Below are 18,980 nucleotides of genomic sequence, written 5' to 3' on the forward strand. Positions count from 1 at the left end.
GGGGAAGATCGTGGCCCTAGCCCTCCCCCTTATCGTCCTCATCTCCCTCACCTTCTTTATCCCCCCTGTTCCCCGCTATGCACGAAACCGACATGACCAAGGCTCTGATTCTCACCGTGCGCAACTGGTGGGAATCGCAGCCCGATCGCCCCAACATCACCAAAATTCATCTGATGGTGGGGCAGTTTACCTGTGTGGAACCGGCGGGGTTGCAGTTTGCCTTTGAAGTGCAGACTCGCCAAACGTTTCTTGAAAATGCTGCCCTGGTGATTCAAGACGTGCCGCTGGTTGCGTTTTGCCACCCCTGCCAGCAGGAGTATCAACCCGAGATTGGGCGGCAATATGCTTGCCCCACCTGCCAAGCCCCAATGGATGACATTCGCTCGGGGCGGGAGTTGAAGATCGATCGCATTGAGTACGATGGCGCAGAGGTGGGCCACCTCACTCCCGACCCTGCCACCCGATAACCCCAAGGAGATCTCTAATGCACCAGACTTTTGACGTCGCCCTGGGTATCGATCTGCTTCACGTCAACCAGGCCGGGGCCGACCACAACCGTGCCCACTTCGACGGCTGGGGCATCACCTGCATGAACATCATGAGCAGCCCAGGGGCAGGGAAGACGGCACTGCTGGAACGCACGCTGGCGGGGCTGCACCAAGAGCTAGCGATCGCCGTCATCGAAGGCGATATGACCACCGAACTCGACGCCGATCGCCTGCGCCAGTACGAGGTGCCGGTGATCGCAATCAACACGGGGCGATCGTGCCACCTGGATGCCAAGATGGTCGCCGGTGGCATCCACACCCTAGAGCATCAGTACGACCCGCATGCCCTCGATCTGGTGCTGGTCGAAAACGTGGGCAACCTGGTCTGCCCCGCCGAATTTGAGGTGGGCGAACACGCTAAAGTCGCCCTGCTGAGCATCACTGAGGGAGAAGACAAGCCGCTTAAGTATCCGATCATGTTTCAAGAGGCCGACTGCCTGCTGATCACCAAGGTAGATTTGGCTCCCTACCTAGACGTGAACATCGAGCAAATCGCGGCCAACGTGCGGCAGATGAACCCCCACTGCACGATCATTTCGGTTTCGGCGAAAACTGGCGAAGGACTAGAGGAATGGTTTGGTTGGGTGCGATCGCGCGTTCAAGCATCACCTCTAACCAAGACCCATACCCACGCCTAGGCTACATCGCGGCGCGGCTGCACGCCGTTGTTTGTGCTCCCCAACTTTCAGCAGAGGGAGAGATTTGGCAAGTCGCTAGGATGGCCCCAGCAAGCGCCGCATGGCACCGCCAACCACCCGCTTCATCTGCTGCTTGCGCCGCCAGCGCTGAAATTCCTTGCGGTAGCCATATTCATTGGGGCGATAGATGCGCCAGGCATCCCAGCTGAGCTTTAGACCCCAGGGTGCCACCGTGAGGTACAGCAAAGCCTTCACCAGCCCGCCCCAGAACCCAACGCCGCCCGTCAGCACCAAAAACAGCAGCAAAAAACCGCCATAGATAGCGAATTGAGACAGCCCATGGTGAAACCGCTGCTGTCGCTGGCTATCGAACAGCCTTTGGTCGGCAACTTCGTACTTTTGCACATCCCACTCGCGCTCGGCGGCGGCTAGAGTGTCGGCGGAAATGCCCAGTTCATCGGCAATTTCTAATAGCTGGGCACGGGAAAGCTCACCTGACTCGGTTTGGCGGGCGATCGCGATACTCAAGATTTGCTGAGCATCCTCAGCCGGGTATAAGAACTCACCATTGTTGGTGTAAGCATCTGTTGCCAAATCTGCCATCGTCGCCCTCTGAGCCGAGATTCTCTCTTTTCTTATAAACAAAATCTAAACGTTTGCGGGGGCGGTTGGGGTACGGGAAACCTATTGTCACAGACTTGAGCGATCGCAAGCTGCTGGTGCAAGCCAGCAACCTTGAACCAGGGTTAACGGCCGGATAGCTTGATTTGATAGGGTTGGAGATCTCAGCCTTGGGCCAAGCATGCGGACCGGTCAACCAGCATCAGCGGTCCATCAGCTACCTGTCGTTGAGGAGAACGCTCATGCTATCAAAATTGTTGGGAGTCACGGTCGGGCTTTGGACTGCCACTGCCTGGTCTGGGGCGGCGATCGCCACCCCCCTCGATCTCAATCGCCCTGAGGACGCGCTTCAGGTATTTCGCAAATTGCTTTGCTCGGTGGAAGACGGCAAAACCGTGTATTTTGTCTGGCAGGGTAAGGTTTTTAGCCGCCGGCCCGGAGAAGCCGATCGCCATTTGTTCAATGTGCAAGGTGTGAGTACCCGTGCCTGCACATCACTGACGTCTGAAACCGGTACTGCCGGATTTCGACAAGTCACCCGAGAGGTGATGATCTACTTGACCCTGACACGAACGCCCTGCTAAACACTTGGGAAAATCCCTGGACTAGAGAAACCACGACCGTACACCCAGTAGCCAACGATCCTGTCAATTCCTCCCCGTTTTGGGCCGACACCACTGGGCAACGCCTTCAGTTCCAAAACTTTGGCGATACAGACCTCCTCTTTTTTACGGTGACGTTGCCGTTGTTCTACGCTGATCCGTTAGGGGGAGATTATCAAGACTATGTTGGTGGCCATTACCATGCGATGGAAATGTTCACCTTTTCGGCGCGGCGATCGCACCTACTGGCCTCAGCGGATCAGGACATAGACGATATAGCCGTCAGCTGGAGCCGTATATCTCCCTGGCTACCCTGGATGAAGATGGGAGGGCAACCCGGCGAACTCGTGGTCCATGTGGCCGGCACTCGCGTAGGGTCGTGGCAGCAATTGCCCGAACCCCTGCGGAGCCAGATTGCGGATAACTTTGCTCTATATCAAACCCCGCCTCCCCTGAACGACAATCGCCCAAACGAAACCACCTGGACTAACTTCCGCGATTTTTTAGATGGCGCAGAACATCAGCCTTAAGCCGAGCGCTGCGCTGCCTAGAAATGTCACCTACCAAATTCGAATCGCACATCCCCGATTCCCCACAGCCCAAACCGTGGGGCTTAGGCATAGCCGAGCCAGAGGCTCTGTGGCATTCGCCCTGTTCGATCGGGTGTAACCAAGAAGGATTGGTATTAGATTTGGCAAGCAGCCTTAGATTTTGGGAATGCTAGCGATTGGATACGCATCTTAACCATCGGAGTGTGCACTATGACTCAACTGGTCCCCATCCGCTTAGAGGATGGCACCGAGATCTATATGGAGGCCACCGACGACGTGGTTGCTCCTGACTCGGCCCCGATCCCCGACTCCTCTGGCGAAACCTTCCGCACCGCCAAGGGATGGAACAGCGCCAACTCAGCTGTTCAAGTTCAGGCAGCTCAGAGCTTTAAGGCCATTGAAGGCACCATTCGCACCTATACCAGCCACACCATGAGTGCCTTCAAAGACATGGCCACCGCTAATGTCGAAAAAGTCACCCTAGAGTTTGGCCTCAAGGTCGGCGGAGAGGCAGGCGTTCCCTATGTTACTAAAGGCACCGCAGAGAGCAACTTGAAAATTACAGTAGAGTGCTCGTTCAACTAAGCAGCCCCTAGGACTAGAAATCATCGTCACCCAGCCGGGTTTCGGCCAAAATAGCTAGCTTTTGTTGGCTACCCTGGCAGAAACCCGCTTTTTGTTGTGCCAATTCTGGGCCGATGTATAATGATCTGATGTATAGATCCTAGAAATCACGGGTTTTTTCTGCATCTTGTTTACTGTTAATGGGATGCAGCAGGCCGCAGGTCTCAGGATATCTGACAATTCCCACAGCAGGTCGGTTACTAGACCGCTCTTGGGAAACCTACCGCTGCGTTACCCTTCTTCTAGGCTGGGTTTGATCGTCTTTAAGACCGTTCCTGAAAATCCTAACTAACACTACCACCACAAGGGAATGAGATCTTGCAGGGATTGACGAGGGAAAAACCTATCTTAATCACCTGTTGCGCTGCCGGTGGTGCACTGTTTATTCTGACGCTGCTGGTCAAAACCGGCACGGGAACAACGCCGTCGCTGCCGCCACCTCCTCCCAGTGCAGAAAGTCTGAACGTTCAGACCGTGCCGGTGCCATCGCCACCCACTGCTGGCCAAGATTTACAGCAAGACCGCTTTGAGCGCGATCTGAACCGGCAGCAAGATCTGGTGAACAGCCTACAAGACGAGCTGCGCGCCCAGGAGAATCTGGCCGATGACCTCAAAGCTCAGCTCGAGCGGCAGCAGGCTGAAACGGAAGCGGTGATGGAGCAACTCGACACCTACCAGACGGCGGTGGAGGAGATGACCTCTCAGCAAGTGCGACTGATTGAGTCGATACCGCGCAGCAACGAGACTCAGACCATGCTGCTGTGGGGCATTTTGGGTCTGTTTATGCTGCTGGTCTTGGGGGGTGGCACGGCCTTTGCAGTTATTGCTCTGTGGCTGATGCACATTCAGCGGCGCACCTATCAGCCGCCACCTCAGCCGATGATGTATCCGGTGCGCATGCCGCCCAGCCCTTACTTTTATTACGAAAAGCAGCCCCTGCCGCCGCCAGCTCAGCCACAGCCCTACATCCAGTACGACGTTAGACCCTATGAATAGGGTTATACCCCTATGATGGCTCAAGGATACAGAGGGTTGAAGGTTCCCGGTGTAAGGTTTAAGGGGTAGTACAATGCCCTGGCCCTTTGCTGATGTCATCTAACCCCTAACGACAATGGCTATGACCCTTACCCAGGTTTGGGGTGCCTTTTTAATCTTTGTGCTGTCTCCGGTAGTAGGCGGGTTGCCCCTGACAGGGTGGTCAACTCGGCTGCTCTCGGGGAAACGGCTGCGGCGAGTGGGCACGGGCAATGTCGGGGTGTCGGCTGCTTTCTACCACGGTGGCAAAGTGGCGGGCATTGTGGCGGTCTTACTAGAGGCGGCCAAGGGCATTGGGGTAGTGCTACTGGCGCGGCACTACTTTCCGGCAGACCCAGTGTGGGAAATTATTGCTCTGATTGGGCTGGTGATGGGCCGCTACTGGTTTGCTAAGGGAGCGGGTACCACCAACGTGGTGTGGGGCATTGCGGCGTACGACTGGCCGACAGCGCTGCTGACGTTTATGCTCAGCGGGTTAGGGTTTACCATCTTTCGCGAGCGGCGTCAGGGTCGGCTGCTGTCGCTGGTGTTGCTGCCGCTGATCACCGCTCTGCGCCACTCAGATGGAGAGCTGGTGCTGGCGATGTCTTGCCTCAGCGGGCTGATCGCCTGGATTTATCAAAAGCTACCTGACGATCTCGATTTGCCTGACGATCAAGGACGATTGGAGTCTCGCACCATGTTTCGGTTTTTTCGCGGCGATCGCGCCCTTGTTGCCCTCGATCGCCCCCTTGACCCCACCAAGTTTGGCCACAAAGCGGCCACCCTGGGCCAGCTAACAGCCTGGGGCTACCCGGTGCCGCGTGGCTATGTGCTGCCCGCCGGAGATGACCCAACCGCCCTGCTGGCGATCGCCGAGCCCTCCCCCACCCAGCCCCTCGCCGTCCGCTCCTCGGCCCAGGACGAAGATACGGGCACCGCCTCAGCGGCGGGAGTGTATCAGTCATTTCTGAACATCACTAGTCAGGAGGCCCTAGCGGCGGCGATCGTGCGAGTGTTCTCGTCCTATAGCACACCTCAAGCCAAGGCCTATCGGCAGAGCAAGGGTTTACCCGAGCAGGGGCTGGCGGTGATTGTGCAGCAGCAGGTGCAGGGGCAGTTTTCGGGGGTGGCCTTTAGCCGTGACCCGATTGCCCGCTGCGGCGATGCGGTGGTGATCGAAGCGTTACCTGGCGGGGCCGACCAGGTGGTAGGGGGCCAGGTAACACCCGAGCAGTATCGGGTGCTGGTGCAGCCCGACGATGTGCCTCCCCTAGCGGCGATCGCCGAAGCCGATTGGCAACTCTCCGACGCGCTGACACTGACGGTAGAGGGCGAGGGCCAGACCCCCTCGCGGCTGCTTCAGCAGGTGGCCTACTTAGCTCGCCACCTCGAGAGCCGCTACCAGGGCGTTCCCCAAGACATTGAGTGGAGCTTTGACGGCAACACCCTATGGCTGTTGCAGAGCCGCCCCATCACCACGCTGCAACCGCTGTGGACGCGCAAGATTGCCGCCGAGGTGATCCCCGGCACGATTCGCCCGCTGACCTGGTCGATCAATCGGCCTTTGACCTGCGGCGTGTGGGGCGAGATTTTTACGGTGGTGCTGGGCGATCGCGCCCGTGGGCTCGACTTTGAAGCCACCGCTACGCTGCACCATGCCCACGCCTACTTCAACGCCACCCTGCTGGGGGACATCTTCCGCCGCATGGGCCTGCCCGCCGAAAGCCTGGAGTTTTTGACCCGCGGGGCTAAGTTTAGTCGCCCTCCCCTGGGCTCCACGCTGCGGAATCTGCCCGGTCTGGTACGCCTGCTGCGTCGTGAACTCAAGCTGGAGCAGCAGTTTACCCAGGAGAATCGCGATCGCTTTGAGCCCGCCCTGCAGGCCTTGGCCAATACCCCCAGGGATGCCCTCACGCCCCAGGAATTGCTCGACCGAGTAGACACGATTCTCGAGCTGCTGAAGCGAGTCACTTACTACAACATCCTTGGCCCGCTGAGCTTTGCCCTGCGCCGCGCCCTGCTTAAGGTGCCGGAAGAAAGCCTTAACCCGATGCAAAATGACGAGATTGCGGCCTTGGAGGCGTTGCGGGCGATCGCCCAAGACATTCGCCAGACGCTCTCGAAGCCCGAGCTGGCCCGCATCACCGACAGCTCGTCGTTGATGACGGCCCTGGCCGAAAGCACCGACGGCGAATCGTTGCTCAAGGCTATGGGACAGTTTATTGAGCAATATGGCTACCTCAGCCCCGTGGGCACTGACATTGCCGTAGCCACCTGGCAAGAAAGCCCTGGCCCAGTACGCGAACTGCTAGCCCAGTTTGTGCAGCAGCCACCACCCCCAAAAACTGCCGCCGCACAAGGTAAAGCCACTACAGTGCAGCGTCGCCTCGATCTCAAGGGACAGGTGAATACTATCTACAACCGGCTGCTAGCCGAGCTGCGCTGGAGCGTTTTAGCCCTGGCAACCCAGTGGCAAACGCAAGGGCATTTGCAGGAACGGGATGACATCTTTTTGCTCACCCTGGAAGAAATCCAGGCGTTGGTGGGGAATAGGATGCCCGACTGGCGCGCGGTGCAGGAGCGGATTGGCGATCGCAAAGCCCAGTACGAGCGAGACAAGAAGATGCCCGCCGTTCCCTACCTCGTGTTTGGCAACGAGCCCCCCAGCCGCCAGCTTCCCCTCATGCCAACGGCTACCGTGCAGCAAAAGCTCACTGGCATTGGCGCCAGTGCCGGCACCGTTGCGGGTCCAGTGCTGGTAGTGACGCAGCTTGAAGCCGTAGCTGCTGCCAATGGCCCCTTCATTCTGGTGGTGCCCTACACCGATGCCGGTTGGGCGCCCCTGCTGGCCCGCGCCCAGGGCCTGATTGCCGAAGTGGGCGGTCGTCTCTCCCACGGAGCGATCATTGCCCGCGAGTACGGCATCCCCGCCGTAATGGATGTGACCAACGCCACTCAGCGGCTACACACCGGCCAATGGGTACGGGTAAATGGCGAAACCGGCGTTGTAGAGGTGCTAGAACCGCCCGCGAACAGTCTGGCCTTGGGAGCGGGTAGCGAATAGAGCAATAGGTTGAGCCCAGCTCTGCATTCTACAACCCCGATTTAACCCGAGGCAGCTCTGTAGGTGCAAATGGCGTTTGGCCTGCCTAATCAGGACCGGCTCCACAGAGTTGGCCCAAGCTTGGCCTGTAGAGTCACACCCCATCAACCCCTTCAGATCTCCAAAGGGAAAAGCTTGGCAAATTAGTACAATTGCACTATTATTATGAATGCAATTGTACTGTTGCAGGCTCCAGCAACTCGGTTTTGCAGCTATGGATAGTCGCTTTGACAGGGCGCGAGCCTTGGGTTGGATTGTTGCGCTTAGCGTTGGCATTGGCACGATGACAGAACTCACTCAATCAACTCCCCAAGTGGTTGCCGAAGAGCAGATCGCCGCTAACCCCTGGTTGGGGTCATCGTTCCCCCTAGAAAATTTTTCGCGCTACACGTCACCCTTTGGCTACCGACAACATCCCATGGGGGGCAACCGCTTTCACTACGGGCTAGACTTGGCCGCCCCCATGGGCAGCTATATTCGCAGCTGGTGGGAGGGCAAAGTAGTTGAGGTGCACGACCACACCGCCTGCGGCACCGCCGCCATTATTCAATCCGGCTCGTGGACCCACGTCTACTGTCATATGCAGGGCAGCATTGTAATCGAGAAAGAAGGCGGCCGGGTATTGGTCGATCGCGACGGTGGCATTGAGATTCGCCAGGGGCAAATGGTGACCGCAGGCCAACGCATTGGTCGCGTGGGCATGACCGGCAGCACCACTGGCCCACACCTACACTGGGGACTCAAGTATGACGGGGCGTGGGTCGATCCGGCCCTGGTACTCAAGGCAGCTTTCGACTATCAGCAGGCCTCACAGACGGCGCAGGCTGTAGATTAATCCCTGGCAAACCTGGGTGAGAAAATCTAGATCTAGCGTCTCCAGGGTGTCGGTAGGCTGGTGGTAGTGGGGGTTGCGCAGGTATGCAGTGTCGGTCACCAGAATGGCCGGGTAGCCCAAATCCCAAAAGGGGACATGGTCGCTGCGACGGGTGTCGGGCACAGCCTTTCCCTGGTTCACAACGGGTAGCCACTGGCTACGCACCCCAGCAGCACGAAACCCCCACCACAGCCCTGCCATAGTCGGAATGCTCTGCCAGGGACCAATCAGGGCGACGTAGTTGCCCTGGTTAGGGTAGATGCGCTCTAACCCGGGTGGGTACTTCTGGGAGTGGGGCTGGTGACAGCAGTAGCCCAGCATTTCCAGGGAGAGCATAAGCCCCAGATCCTCACCTCGCTGGTGTAGATCTCTGGCGTAGTGGTCGCTACCGACGAAGCCCAGTTCTTCTAGGTCAAAGGCGACCAGGCGTAGGGGAGATTTGCCGGGCTGCTCGGCGAAGGCGCGGGCTAGCTCCAGCAGCACCGCAACGCCGGTGGCATTGTCATCGGCTCCAGGGGAACCGGGCACTGAGTCGTAGTGGGCCCCCACTAGAATAGGCGGACGATGGGAATCTCGCCCCGGCAGGTTCAGGATCCAGTTGGTGTGCTGTTGACCGCGATGCTCGAAGCTGTGAGCAGCAACTTGGCCCCAGCGGGAGAACTCCTGCTGGATGTATTGCTGCACAAAGAAGTGGTTGGCAGAGGCAAAGTAGGGGCTGCGATCGCCCACCACCTGCTCCAAATGAGCCACTAGCCGAGATTTGAGGACAGTATCGCGCAAGGGTTTCACCTAGGCAGGCTTTTGCAGTCCCTTTGTGATGTTGGCCAAATTCTTGCGGGGCAGCAGCCGGGTCACCAGCGAAATCATTTTGTTACTCGTACCGTGGACAGCAATGCGCTGGCCTTTTTCCATGGCTGTATAGGCGTAGTCAGCAACTGTCGCCGAAGTGGGTAGGGTTTTGCTGGCAAACAGCTTGGCGTCTTTAATCTCAGCTCGAGTTTGGAACTCTGATTGAGTGGGGCCAGGGCAGAGGCTGGTAGCAGTGACGCCGGTACCCTCAAGTTCAGTGGCGATCGCATCGGTAAAGGACAGCACGTAAGCCTTGCTGGCATAGTACACCGCCATATAAGGCCCCGGCAAAAACGCTGCCGTAGAAGCCACATTGAGAATCCGGCCCTGACTTTGGGCAATCATGGCGGGCAGATAGAGTCGAGTCAGGTGGGTTAGCGCCACAATATTGAGCTGAAGCATGGCGTTTTGCTTCTCCCAATCGGCCTCTGCGAAGGCGGCCACCGACCCAAACCCAGCATTGTTGACCAGAGCGTAGGGCGTAATGCCCTTGAACTGAGTCCATTCATAGAACTGGTAGCGGGTGTTGGTATCGGTGAGGTCGCCCCGATAGGTGAGCACCAGCACGCCGTGGGCCGACTGTAGCTCATCCTTAAGCGCTAGCAGAGGTTCTTCTCGGCGAGCAACCAGCACCAAGTCGTGGCCGTGGGCGGCACATACCTTCGCCAGCTCATAGCCAATGCCGCTAGAAGCCCCGGTGATCAGAATTGGCTTGGCCATGTTTGCCCTCAACAGAGTTAGCTAGAGAGAATCAGCTTGATCCTAGCGAATTGCAGCGGGGGTCGCCTGCCCACGCCGCGACTGAATCTCCAGGTACACCAGCAGGGCGTTGACGTCGGCAGGGTTGACGCCGCCAATGCGCGAGGCCTGGCCAATGGTCAGCGGTTTGACCTGGTTCAGCTTTTCGCGGGCTTCTTTTGAGAGGGTGTCGATCGCCATATAGTCGAGGGTTTCAGGCAGCTTGCGATTGGTGCTCTTGGCCACCTGGTCGATCTGGTTCTGCTGCCGCTGAATGTAGCCCGAATACTTAATATCGATCTCGGCCCCCTCTTTTTCTTCACGAATCAGCGCTGGATTGCCGAGGCCGTAACGGTCTAGGTCGCCGTAGTGCAGACCCGGACGGCGCAGCAAATCGGACAGGGTAATCGAGCCTTTGATCCGCTGATCGGTATCCGCCGCAATCTGCTGGCCTAGCTCATCGTGCTCTTTGACCCGGGTTTCGTGCAGGCGTTCTTTTTCGGCAGCAATGTTGGCGCACTTGCGGGTGAAGACGTCCCAGCGGCGATCGTCAATTAGCCCAATCTCGCGGCCCAGGGGGGTCAGGCGCTGGTCGGCGTTGTCCGATCGCAGCAGCAGCCGATATTCTGAGCGCGAAGTCAGCATGCGGTAGGGTTCCCGCAGATCCTTGGTGCACAGATCATCAAGCAGGGTGCCAATGTAGCTCTGCTCGCGGGAGAACACCAGCATCTCCTGACCGCGCACCAGCCGGGCAGCGTTGACCCCAGCCACAAAGCCTTGGGCAGCAGCCTCCTCATAGCCAGTGGTGCCATTCACCTGGCCCGCGCAAAATAGCCCCTCAACCCGCTTGGTCATCATGGTGGGGTAGCACTGGGTGGCGGGCAGGTAGTCGTACTCCACAGCGTAGGCAGGGCGTAGCATGGCGCATTGCTCTAGCCCTGGCAGCGTCCGCAGCATGGCCAGTTGCAGGCTCTCGGGTAGGCCGGTCGAAAAGCCCTGCACATAGATCTCAGGAATGTCGCGCCCCTCGGGCTCCAGAAAGATTTGGTGGCTCTCTTTGTCGGCGAAGCGCACGATTTTATCTTCAATGCTGGGGCAGTAGCGAGGGCCTTTCGAATCGACCCAGCCGCCGTAAATTGGCGACAGGTGCAGGTTTTCTTGGATGAGTCGGTGGGTGGCGGCGGTGGTGCGGGTGAGGTGGCAGGGCATTTGTTCACGCTCAACCCAGGCCTCGGGGTCAAAGCTAAACCAGCGGATGTCATCATCGCCGGGCTGGGGTTCGAGCACATCGAAGTTGATGGAACGGCGATCAACCCGCGCCGGAGTGCCGGTTTTGAGTCGCCCGGTTTCAAACCCGAGACGGCTGAGGGTGTCGGTCAGTCCGGTGGCGGCAAACTCTCCGGCTCGGCCCGCCGCCATCGATTTATCGCCAATCCAGATAGTGCCGCCCAGAAATGTTCCGGTCGTCAAAATAACGGCCTTGCATTTGAAGGCGACACCAAAGTAGGTCTCAACCCCCACTACTTCGTCGTTGGGGCCGAGCACCAGATCCGTCACCATGCCCTCGCGAATCACCAGGTTCTCCTGGTTTTCGACGATAGTTTTCATCACGGCGGCGTATTCGCGCTTGTCGGTCTGCGCCCGCAAAGCCCACACTGCTGGCCCGCGAGAATTGTTGAGCACGCGCTTTTGCAGGTAGGTGCGATCGGCCATTTTGCCAATTTCGCCCCCCAATGCATCGACTTCGTGGGTGAGCTGCGATTTTGCCGGGCCGCCCACAGCGGGGTTGCAGGGCTGCCAGGCAATTTTGTCGAGATTGAGGGTAATCATCAGGGTACGACAGCCTAGACGCGCCGAGGCCAGGGCCGCCTCACAGCCCGAGTGGCCGGCACCAACGACAACCACATCGTATTCATCGAGAAAGTCAGCAGCACCTGAAGCGATCATGCAATCTGGACACAATAGTACTCACGGACTTCTAGTTTAGCGGGTTGCCGGTGGGTCTCTAGCCAGCGGGTCTTTGAATTTATGTCAGGTCTGAGAGGATGTTCTTAATAGCAGCAACCAAGTCATCTATTTCTGACTCCAGGGTGAGGTAGTGGGTGCAGGCGCGGACGCAGTTAGGCGCTTGCAGGGTACGCAAAAACACGCTTTGGGTTTCTAGCTCATCCACCAGTCGCTTGTGCCAGGTTGGGGAAGGTTCGCCGTTCTCCAAAACCCAGAAGGAAACCAGACCTGAGTCGGGCGGGGTCTGCCGCACCAGCCGAATGTAGGGCAGCTCTTGCAGCTGCGACCACAGCCGCTGGCTGAGTTCCACCAGGCGCTGGTAGCACTGAGCCGCAGTGCCCCACTCAGATTGATGGGCGATCGCCGTCCGCAACCCCGCCAGCAGCGGATAGTTTGAGGTCGCTACCTCGTAGCGCTGACCGTTAGGCTTCCAGCCGGTGGGGTTGGCGGCAGCATCGGTGGTAATGCCGCGCCAGCCAATGAAGGTGGGAGCAATCTGGGCCATGGCCTCAGGGCGCGTATAGAGCCCGCCCAGCCCGGCGGGGCCGCACCACCACTTGTGACCAGTAAAGGCGTAAAAATCGACTCCAAGCGCGGGCAGATCCAGCGGCAAAGCACCGACCGACTGGGCGGCATCCACCAGCACTAGCACCGGGTTGGGGCGATCGTGACACACCCCGACAATGCCTTCTAGGGGCAGCACCTGGCCGGTATTCCACAAAATGTGGCTGATCACCAGCAGCCGGGTGTTGGGTTGCAGGTGATTAGCCACGACTGCGGCTGGATCACCGCCATTCATGGTTTCGAATAGGGGGCAAAGGCTGTAGGTGACGTCGAAGCGGCGGCAAATTTCCTGCACGGCGGCGATTACGCCGGGGTGCTCGCAGTCTGACAGCAATATGTGATCCCCAACCTTCCAAGCAATGCCCCATAGGGGAATGTTGCAGCCGACGGTGACATCTTCGGTGAGAGTAATGGTGTCGGCGGTGGTGCCGAGTTCAGCGGCGATTGCCGCCCGGGTTTGGGCCGCCTCGGCCATCACCCACTGGTTGGTTGCCCCCGAAAAGGGCCCCATTTCCTGCATGCGGTGGTAGGCCTGAAAAATGGCGTTTAGGGTAGCCTGGGCCATCGGCCCCTGCCCGCCATAGTTAAAGTACTGCTTACCCCTCAGGGCCGGAAACTGCTGGCGGTGAAGAGCCAGGCGATCGAGCACAGCGGCAGAAGAATCCATCACGGTTAGGGGATTAAGGGCATCTTTTCAACCCTATATCACCCAGCCCAACCCTGGGGCAGCTTTAGCCCATTCGCAAGCGACCTAAACCGTGCCTCGCTTCCCCGGAAGCTGCCATAGGGTATAACATGCTTAGAATAAGAAAATAAAAACCGTGGGATTGATTCCCAACCCAGTGGTCAGCTATGGGAAGTGATTGGCAGCAGCAGTGGAGCGATGATACCCAGCAATGGTTGTCGCAGCACTGTGGCGTGGCCATGCCCGTCGGCACTCTAAGCGCTGCTACAGCTTCGATGCATCCGCAACAGCAGCCTTTTTCTTTGTTCTCTAGCACCTGCCCCACAACTCGTTTTGTCTGCTAGTCACCCCCTGCCACCGCGTTCCAGTTCAGGGGGTGGCCCGCAAAGCCCCCTGAGCTTTCCAGCTGAAACGACAACGCCTAAACCTCTAATTAAATGGCTCACCGACGATGTGCTGTTTCACTACCAGCGCTGTAGTCGACGGGCCTTTTTAGATCTGTATGGCGATCGCACCCAGCAGGCGTCCCCCTCTGACTACCTGCTCAAGCTGCGCCAAGATAGCTTCTCCCACCGTGAGCGAGTGCTCGAAGATTACTATCCCCTCTACCGGCCCGAGTTTCCATCGGGCGACTGGGCCGCTGGGGCAAGAGCTACTTTAGCCCTGATGGCTGAGGGGGTTGAGGCCATTCGCCAAGGGGTATTGGCAACCCCCTCGGCGGTAGATGGGGTGCAGTTAGTGAGCCAGCCCGACCTGCTGATCAAGCGGCCCGGCTGGTCATGCTGGGGCGATTGGGTCTACATACCTGTAGATATCAAGTTGGGCAAAAAGCCGAAGCTCGACTATCAGGTGGTCGCGGCCTACCATGCCTACGTGCTCTCGCGGGTACAGGGGGTGTGGCCTGACACCAGTTGCCTATCCCTGCGCGGTGGGCAAACCTACCACATCGACTTGGCGCGGCTGGTACCCAAGCTGCAAATGGTGCTCAACGACTGCCTTAGGGAACTGCGCAGTACCGCTACGCCTGAGCTGTTTATTTCCCACAGCCGCTGCGATCTCTGCCACTGGTTTAACCATTGCTACACCGAGGCCAGAGCAACCCGCCACCTATCGCTGCTGCCAGGGGTTACCCCTGCCCGCTACGAATTGCTGAAGCAGCATCACCTCACCACCGTTGCCGCCCTGGCCCTGGCCAGTCCTGCCCACCTTGCTCCCCTGCCCGGCTTTGGCGAACAAGTGGCCGAAAAGCTGGTTCACCAGGCTCAGGCCCTAATCGACAACCGCGCTATTCCGCGCAGCGCTCCCCACGCTCCCCATGGGTTCCCGCTGTGGCCCGAAGATTTACCCGAGGGCGAAGTCGAGCTGTACTTTGATATCGAGGCCGCCCCCGATCAGAACCTCATCTATCTTCACGGGGTATTGGTAGTTAACCACCGCACTGGTGAGACTAACTTCCACGCCCTGCTGGCCGAAAACCACCACCAGGAGCGCCGCGCCTGGAACGATTTTCTCGATTTGGTGCACACCTATCCCTACGCGCCGATCTACCACTTCTGCCCCTACGAGGCCCAGGCGGTTCGCAAGCTGGGGCAGCTCTACGGCACACCCCACCGCCGCATTGAGGCGCTACTCGATCGCTTCTTTGATATCCACAAGTGCATCACCGATGGCGTCACTTTGCCCATCGAAAGCTACGCCCTCAAGCACATTGCCCGCTGGATGGGCTTTGACTGGCGCGACGAGGGAGCCAACGGAGCCCAGTCAATCTGCTGGTACAACGCCTGGGCTGAAACCGGCGATCGCACCTACTTAGATGCCATCCTGCGCTACAACGAAGACGACTGCCGGGCCACTTACCACATCAAAGACTGGCTAGTTAAGTTTGCTGAACCCTACTGGGATCAGCTCTACCAAAGCATTGGCTAAGCAGTCTGTCTTCTAGTGCCTAGGAGACAACTACGCTATGGCGGCCAAAAATCTCGGCTAGCCCCGCTACAGCACTCTCCACGTCGCCCTTGACCGACTGGCGCAGCTTGGTATACGACGATCGCACCATCCCGTTGTCGGTCTTGGCAATGCGGCGATCGGTCACGCCTAAGATGACATCGGCAGCTCGCACCTGGTTCTGAGTCAGATAGGCCACTGGGTCGCCCGCCTGCTCGCCCTCAGCCCACAGGGGTTCTAGGGAGGTCACCACCTCGGGCAACATCCGCTCAATGGCTCCAGGAATGTAGCCTGAGTTCATCCCCTTGATGACTCCGTAGGTGGTTTTTAAGGCCATACCGCCAAAGCCACCCTTAGACGCCACCTGGCCATCAATTAGGGAGGCACAGTCAGCCACTACCTGAGCCTTCACAGCTTTGTCACTTAAAATATCGCTTAACCCCATAGCGCTAAAAATCTCAGTAAAAGGTTTTGTACTGGTCTCAATCTTCTATAGCCCTAAGGCTAGATCAGCATTCCCTGGGTAAGATTCGAGATTGCTTAACACATCGATAAACTTTGTAGGGCAGCCCTTGTCGCAGACCCGCTGGATCAGTAGCGTCATTTTAGGCGGAAGCCATCTAACCGAGAGCCGCTAGATCAACCACCCAAGTCTGCCCATCTAAGGAGACGCGATCGCCTGTGATCAGCTTGCGTCCCCGCCGAGTTTCGACCTCACCGTTGACGCTCACCTCGCCATCTTGAATTATTAGCTTGGCCTGTCCCCCCGTAGAGACCGCCTGCATTTGCTTCAAGAACTGGTCAAGTTTGATGTAATCCATACTGGGCATAGGGCGATTAGAAGAATGGCGTGAAAGAGCAATAGAAAGTCTTCAACTCTAGAGTCTAAGCCGCCCCTTACACTCAAGTAAGAGTGTTTATATCACTGCTGTCAGTGAAGGGGCTCGAAGTTGACCAATCACCAACTCCTACAAGAACTTAGACAGAAGCAACAGCAGCTTGAGCAGTTTCGCCGCGCCGCCAGCGCGTCGCTCCAAACGCTGTTAGACCAGTATGACTGGGGGGTTATTACTGGCGCCGGGCACGGGGGCTTGCCCTTGCTCACCCTGCGGTTTGACCATCGCATTGCCCTCGACGACCCCTGTTTACTGGCCTTGGCAGAAGAGGCAGAGCAAACTTGGGGACCTATAGACTTTGCCCTATTCTCCGGTGAATCTCAAGATCCTGTGCGAGTGCTGAGCCGCACGCTGCTCGATCGGCGCTGGCGCTGGCGGCAGTCCAGTCACTAGCCTTTGTCCTGCCTAGCTACTTGTACCCTCAGCTATAAGGTCTCAATAGCTCAGCTTTAATGCGTTCACAGGCACCTCATCCCACGACTCGACGGTGCGTATTTGGGCGACCCAGCCAGCGGCTCGTTGCTCGTCGGATAGGTTGTCTAAGAATGATTGGTAGCAGTCCTGGGCCTGAGCTTCGTCGCTACAGGCAATGCACGAGTAAATGATCCCTGACGGATCAATCTGTTCGTTGACCCAAATCATGCGCGGTTGTGCCTCTAGACGTCTCTTAGCCGACTCTAGCACTTGGAACCTCTGTTTTTGAGGTAGACCTTAGGAAGCCGCCACCTGAGGAGCACCGACGCTAACTACGGTTTGGCGCAGCTCTGCGATCGCCTGCAACTGGTAATCGTTAACCTCCTGAAGTTTAGTCACCGCCCCAGTTAGGTTCTCCAAAGACTGTCTCAGCCCGTTGACGCTTTCCTGCGCCGGGTTGAGCAGTTCTTCGCAAACCGCTAGCTTGCCCATCAAGCCTGCTAGATCTTGCTGCTGCCGCCGCAGATCTGCCTCAAAGGCTTCTACCTCAGTGCGGCGGGTTGCCAAGGCCGCCTCAGCAGCTTCAATCTCCTTCTTAAGCTGACTAATGCCATCCTGCAGCTTCTTCACCTCAGTCTCTAGAGCCTGAATCGTATCCGTCGTGTGCTGACGCTGAGTATCAATGGTGTTGAGCAAAGGCTCTAAATCGACAGCGCTAACCGGCGTTTCCTCCACCGTTAGGCCCTGGCGGCGCCGCAGCACCGCCTGATGCTGACTTAATACTTCCTCACGCTCTAGCAGATTGCGCCGCTGGCCCACTAGGGTCTCGTTGAGCATTTGGTAGCGGTCTTGCTCCTCTTCAATCTCGGTTTCTAGCTGAAGGCGCTCAAACTCGCTGGCCTGCTCAATCTTGAGCTTGATCTCATCAATGGCCTGCTGCTCTAGGTTCAGCTCCTCTTCCTGGTCAGAGACAAAGCGAGACATCTTCTCCAGATCTTTTTCCAGATCGCCCACCATGGTTTGGAGGTGGTCTAAATCCATAGCCTCCAAGGCCGCTACATCGACCTTTTTGCTCAGCCGCACCTTGTCAGTAGTGTTGAGCAGGTCGTAGATTTTCTGGTGCAGGTTCGCCTGGGCTTGCAGGGTATCCGTTAGGGTCTGAATCTGCTCCTGGTGGGTTTTAACCAGCTGCTGACGCAGCTTTAGATCTTCGCGTTTGGCCACCAGCGCGGTTTCAGCCTGACGCCAGTCGACCCAGCGCTGATTGAGCTGGCTAGCCTGCTGGTCTAACTCCTGCTGGCGCTGTTCTAAGCCCTGGCGCTGGTCTTCGAGAGCTTGTCGGTAGTCGCCCAGCAGTCCCTGATGGTAGTTCAGTCCATCGGTGGCATGGGTGAGCGGATCCCGCAGTGCTTCAACGGGCATCACAGCTTCGGTAAGACGGTTAAGGGCACCCTGCAGGTTGGCCACCTGGTCTGGGTCAAGGCCAGCGGCTCCACTACCTTCAGCCCGCTGCTCTTCTAGGCGGCGCATTTCACCGTTGAGGTGGGCCCAAGCCCCTTCAAGATCCTGATTCTTTCGGGTGAGTTCTTCCTGTTGTTGCTCAAGGCTTTGACGCAGCTGATCTAGCTCTTGGCGCTGGGCATCCAGCTGCTCCAGATCGGCTTCGGCCTGCTCGACCTGCTCCTGGCGGGTCTCTAGCTCTAGCTCACGGCGGTTAAGCTCCTGGCTTTGGAAGGTAAGCGACTGCTTCCACTGCTCAATTTCTTCCTCCTGGGTCTTAGACTTTTTGCTCAGGTTAGAGAAATTTTGCAGAATGGTGGTCAGCGATCGCCCCGCCTCATAGTGACGCTGAATTTGGCGGTTATTGCTGACCTCCACCATTACCAAGGCACCGGCGTTGTAGGAGGCGTCGTCGGGGGCCACTAGGGTCTCGTCCCCGGTCACGGCACTCCAGCTATTCTCGCTGCGCTGACAGGCAAGTAGCTTAAACTCAGGCTTGCCGCTGCCAATAAACCCGGTCTTTTTCTGGACTTCTGCTAGGTACAGCACGCTGGTGGTCCTCGTGGCTTAGAACGTTGACGTTAAGGAAATAAATCTGACGCAGTAATTTTAAAGACCTTGCACCGTTGGTTGAACGGGGCTGCTTGTTTAGGTAGACGATTGGGTGGCTGCGTAAATGTGTCCTGATACACTATTTAGCTAGCTCTAGATTAGCTCAGAGCCTCGATTCCCAGGCATCCTATCTACCACCTAAGCTACCGTCTATCCTAGTTGTAATTTGGCTTACCCATAAACCCTATCGCAA

Annotated in this window: 18 protein-coding genes and 1 pseudogene; 10 read left to right on the forward strand and 9 right to left on the reverse strand. The window is 57.8% G+C overall.

Annotated elements, in window-relative coordinates; genetic code table 11:
• Positions 1-77: 77 nt before the first annotated feature.
• Positions 78-467, forward strand: a complete 390-nt coding sequence (gene hypA / locus H6F75_RS17890; protein WP_190753807.1) for a hydrogenase maturation nickel metallochaperone HypA — start codon at positions 78-80, stop codon at positions 465-467.
• A 17-nt stretch (positions 468-484) separates the two neighbouring features.
• Positions 485-1,186, forward strand: coding sequence for a hydrogenase nickel incorporation protein HypB (gene hypB, locus H6F75_RS17895; protein WP_190753808.1), 702 nt, complete (start codon positions 485-487; stop codon positions 1,184-1,186).
• Positions 1,187-1,261: 75 nt separating this feature from the next.
• On the opposite strand, the gene H6F75_RS17900 is transcribed toward hypB, so the two are convergent.
• On the reverse strand, positions 1,262-1,789 hold the full coding sequence (locus H6F75_RS17900; protein WP_190753809.1) for a 2TM domain-containing protein: 528 nt from the start codon (positions 1,787-1,789) through the stop codon (positions 1,262-1,264).
• 260 nt (positions 1,790-2,049) lie between these two features.
• Here H6F75_RS17900 and H6F75_RS28200 point away from each other — a divergent pair.
• The 5 genes and pseudogenes from H6F75_RS28200 to H6F75_RS17930 all read left to right on the forward strand — a co-directional run bounded on the left by H6F75_RS28200 (position 2,050) and on the right by H6F75_RS17930 (position 8,539).
• Positions 2,050-2,939, forward strand: a pseudogene (locus tag H6F75_RS28200) (DUF1838 family protein).
• A gap of 231 nt (positions 2,940-3,170) precedes the next feature.
• On the forward strand, positions 3,171-3,545 hold the full coding sequence (locus H6F75_RS17915; RefSeq protein WP_190753811.1) for a CU044_2847 family protein: 375 nt from the start codon (positions 3,171-3,173) through the stop codon (positions 3,543-3,545).
• A 366-nt stretch (positions 3,546-3,911) separates the two neighbouring features.
• Positions 3,912-4,580, forward strand: a complete 669-nt coding sequence (locus H6F75_RS17920) for a hypothetical protein (protein ID WP_206754690.1) — start codon at positions 3,912-3,914, stop codon at positions 4,578-4,580.
• Positions 4,581-4,701: 121 nt separating this feature from the next.
• Positions 4,702-7,665, forward strand: coding sequence for a glycerol-3-phosphate acyltransferase (locus H6F75_RS17925; RefSeq protein ID WP_190753813.1), 2,964 nt, complete (start codon positions 4,702-4,704; stop codon positions 7,663-7,665).
• A gap of 253 nt (positions 7,666-7,918) precedes the next feature.
• On the forward strand, positions 7,919-8,539 hold the full coding sequence (locus H6F75_RS17930; protein WP_190753814.1) for a M23 family metallopeptidase: 621 nt from the start codon (positions 7,919-7,921) through the stop codon (positions 8,537-8,539).
• Here the strand turns inward: H6F75_RS17930 and H6F75_RS17935 are convergent.
• The 4 genes from H6F75_RS17935 to H6F75_RS17950 form a co-directional block, all read right to left on the reverse strand.
• Positions 8,513-9,358: a M28 family peptidase gene (locus tag H6F75_RS17935; RefSeq protein WP_190753815.1), complete on the reverse strand. Its 846-nt coding sequence runs from the start codon at positions 9,356-9,358 to the stop codon at positions 8,513-8,515. The genes H6F75_RS17930 and H6F75_RS17935 overlap by 27 nt on opposite strands.
• 9 nt (positions 9,359-9,367) lie before the next feature.
• Positions 9,368-10,147 carry an SDR family oxidoreductase gene (locus H6F75_RS17940; protein ID WP_190753816.1) on the reverse strand — a complete coding sequence of 260 codons (780 nt, stop codon included), beginning with the start codon at positions 10,145-10,147 and terminating at the stop codon, positions 9,368-9,370.
• A 42-nt stretch (positions 10,148-10,189) separates the two neighbouring features.
• On the reverse strand, positions 10,190-12,112 hold the full coding sequence (mnmG, locus tag H6F75_RS17945; protein WP_190753817.1) for a tRNA uridine-5-carboxymethylaminomethyl(34) synthesis enzyme MnmG: 1,923 nt from the start codon (positions 12,110-12,112) through the stop codon (positions 10,190-10,192).
• Positions 12,113-12,191: 79 nt separating this feature from the next.
• Positions 12,192-13,403 carry an aminotransferase class V-fold PLP-dependent enzyme gene (locus H6F75_RS17950; protein WP_190753818.1) on the reverse strand — a complete coding sequence of 404 codons (1,212 nt, stop codon included), beginning with the start codon at positions 13,401-13,403 and terminating at the stop codon, positions 12,192-12,194.
• A gap of 185 nt (positions 13,404-13,588) precedes the next feature.
• Between H6F75_RS17950 and H6F75_RS17955 the strand changes: the two genes are divergently transcribed.
• Positions 13,589-13,765: a hypothetical protein gene (locus H6F75_RS17955; protein WP_190753819.1), complete on the forward strand. Its 177-nt coding sequence runs from the start codon at positions 13,589-13,591 to the stop codon at positions 13,763-13,765.
• Complete coding sequence (locus H6F75_RS17960) at positions 13,755-15,347, forward strand: TM0106 family RecB-like putative nuclease (protein WP_242020101.1); 1,593 nt, start codon at positions 13,755-13,757, stop codon at positions 15,345-15,347. Before H6F75_RS17955 ends, H6F75_RS17960 begins: the two co-directional genes overlap by 11 nt.
• Before the next feature lie 19 nt (positions 15,348-15,366).
• On the opposite strand, the gene H6F75_RS17965 is transcribed toward H6F75_RS17960, so the two are convergent.
• Both H6F75_RS17965 and H6F75_RS17970 read right to left on the reverse strand, forming a co-directional pair.
• Positions 15,367-15,810 (reverse strand): hypothetical protein, encoded by a 444-nt coding sequence (locus H6F75_RS17965; RefSeq protein ID WP_190753820.1) that lies wholly within the window; start codon positions 15,808-15,810, stop codon positions 15,367-15,369.
• 175 nt (positions 15,811-15,985) lie between these two features.
• The gene (locus H6F75_RS17970; protein WP_190753821.1) at positions 15,986-16,195 is read right to left on the reverse strand and encodes an RNA-binding S4 domain-containing protein; all 210 of its coding nucleotides are present in this window, start codon (positions 16,193-16,195) and stop codon (positions 15,986-15,988) included.
• A 120-nt stretch (positions 16,196-16,315) separates the two neighbouring features.
• On the opposite strand from H6F75_RS17970, the gene H6F75_RS17975 reads away from it, so the two are divergent.
• The gene (locus tag H6F75_RS17975) at positions 16,316-16,654 is read left to right on the forward strand and encodes a hypothetical protein (protein WP_190753822.1); all 339 of its coding nucleotides are present in this window, start codon (positions 16,316-16,318) and stop codon (positions 16,652-16,654) included.
• 42 nt (positions 16,655-16,696) lie between these two features.
• Here H6F75_RS17975 and H6F75_RS17980 read toward each other — a convergent pair whose 3' ends face one another.
• Together H6F75_RS17980 and hmpF are read right to left on the reverse strand one after the other, a co-directional pair.
• Positions 16,697-16,903, reverse strand: a complete 207-nt coding sequence (locus tag H6F75_RS17980; RefSeq protein ID WP_073608126.1) for a glycogen debranching protein — start codon at positions 16,901-16,903, stop codon at positions 16,697-16,699.
• A 69-nt stretch (positions 16,904-16,972) separates the two neighbouring features.
• Positions 16,973-18,724 (reverse strand): pilus motility taxis protein HmpF, encoded by a 1,752-nt coding sequence (gene hmpF / locus H6F75_RS17985; protein WP_190753823.1) that lies wholly within the window; start codon positions 18,722-18,724, stop codon positions 16,973-16,975.
• Positions 18,725-18,980: the final 256 nt, after the last annotated feature.

Origin of the sequence: Nodosilinea sp. FACHB-131, from assembly GCF_014695395.1 — a bacterium.
In the GTDB taxonomy this organism is placed as follows: domain Bacteria; phylum Cyanobacteriota; class Cyanobacteriia; order Phormidesmidales; family Phormidesmidaceae; genus Nodosilinea.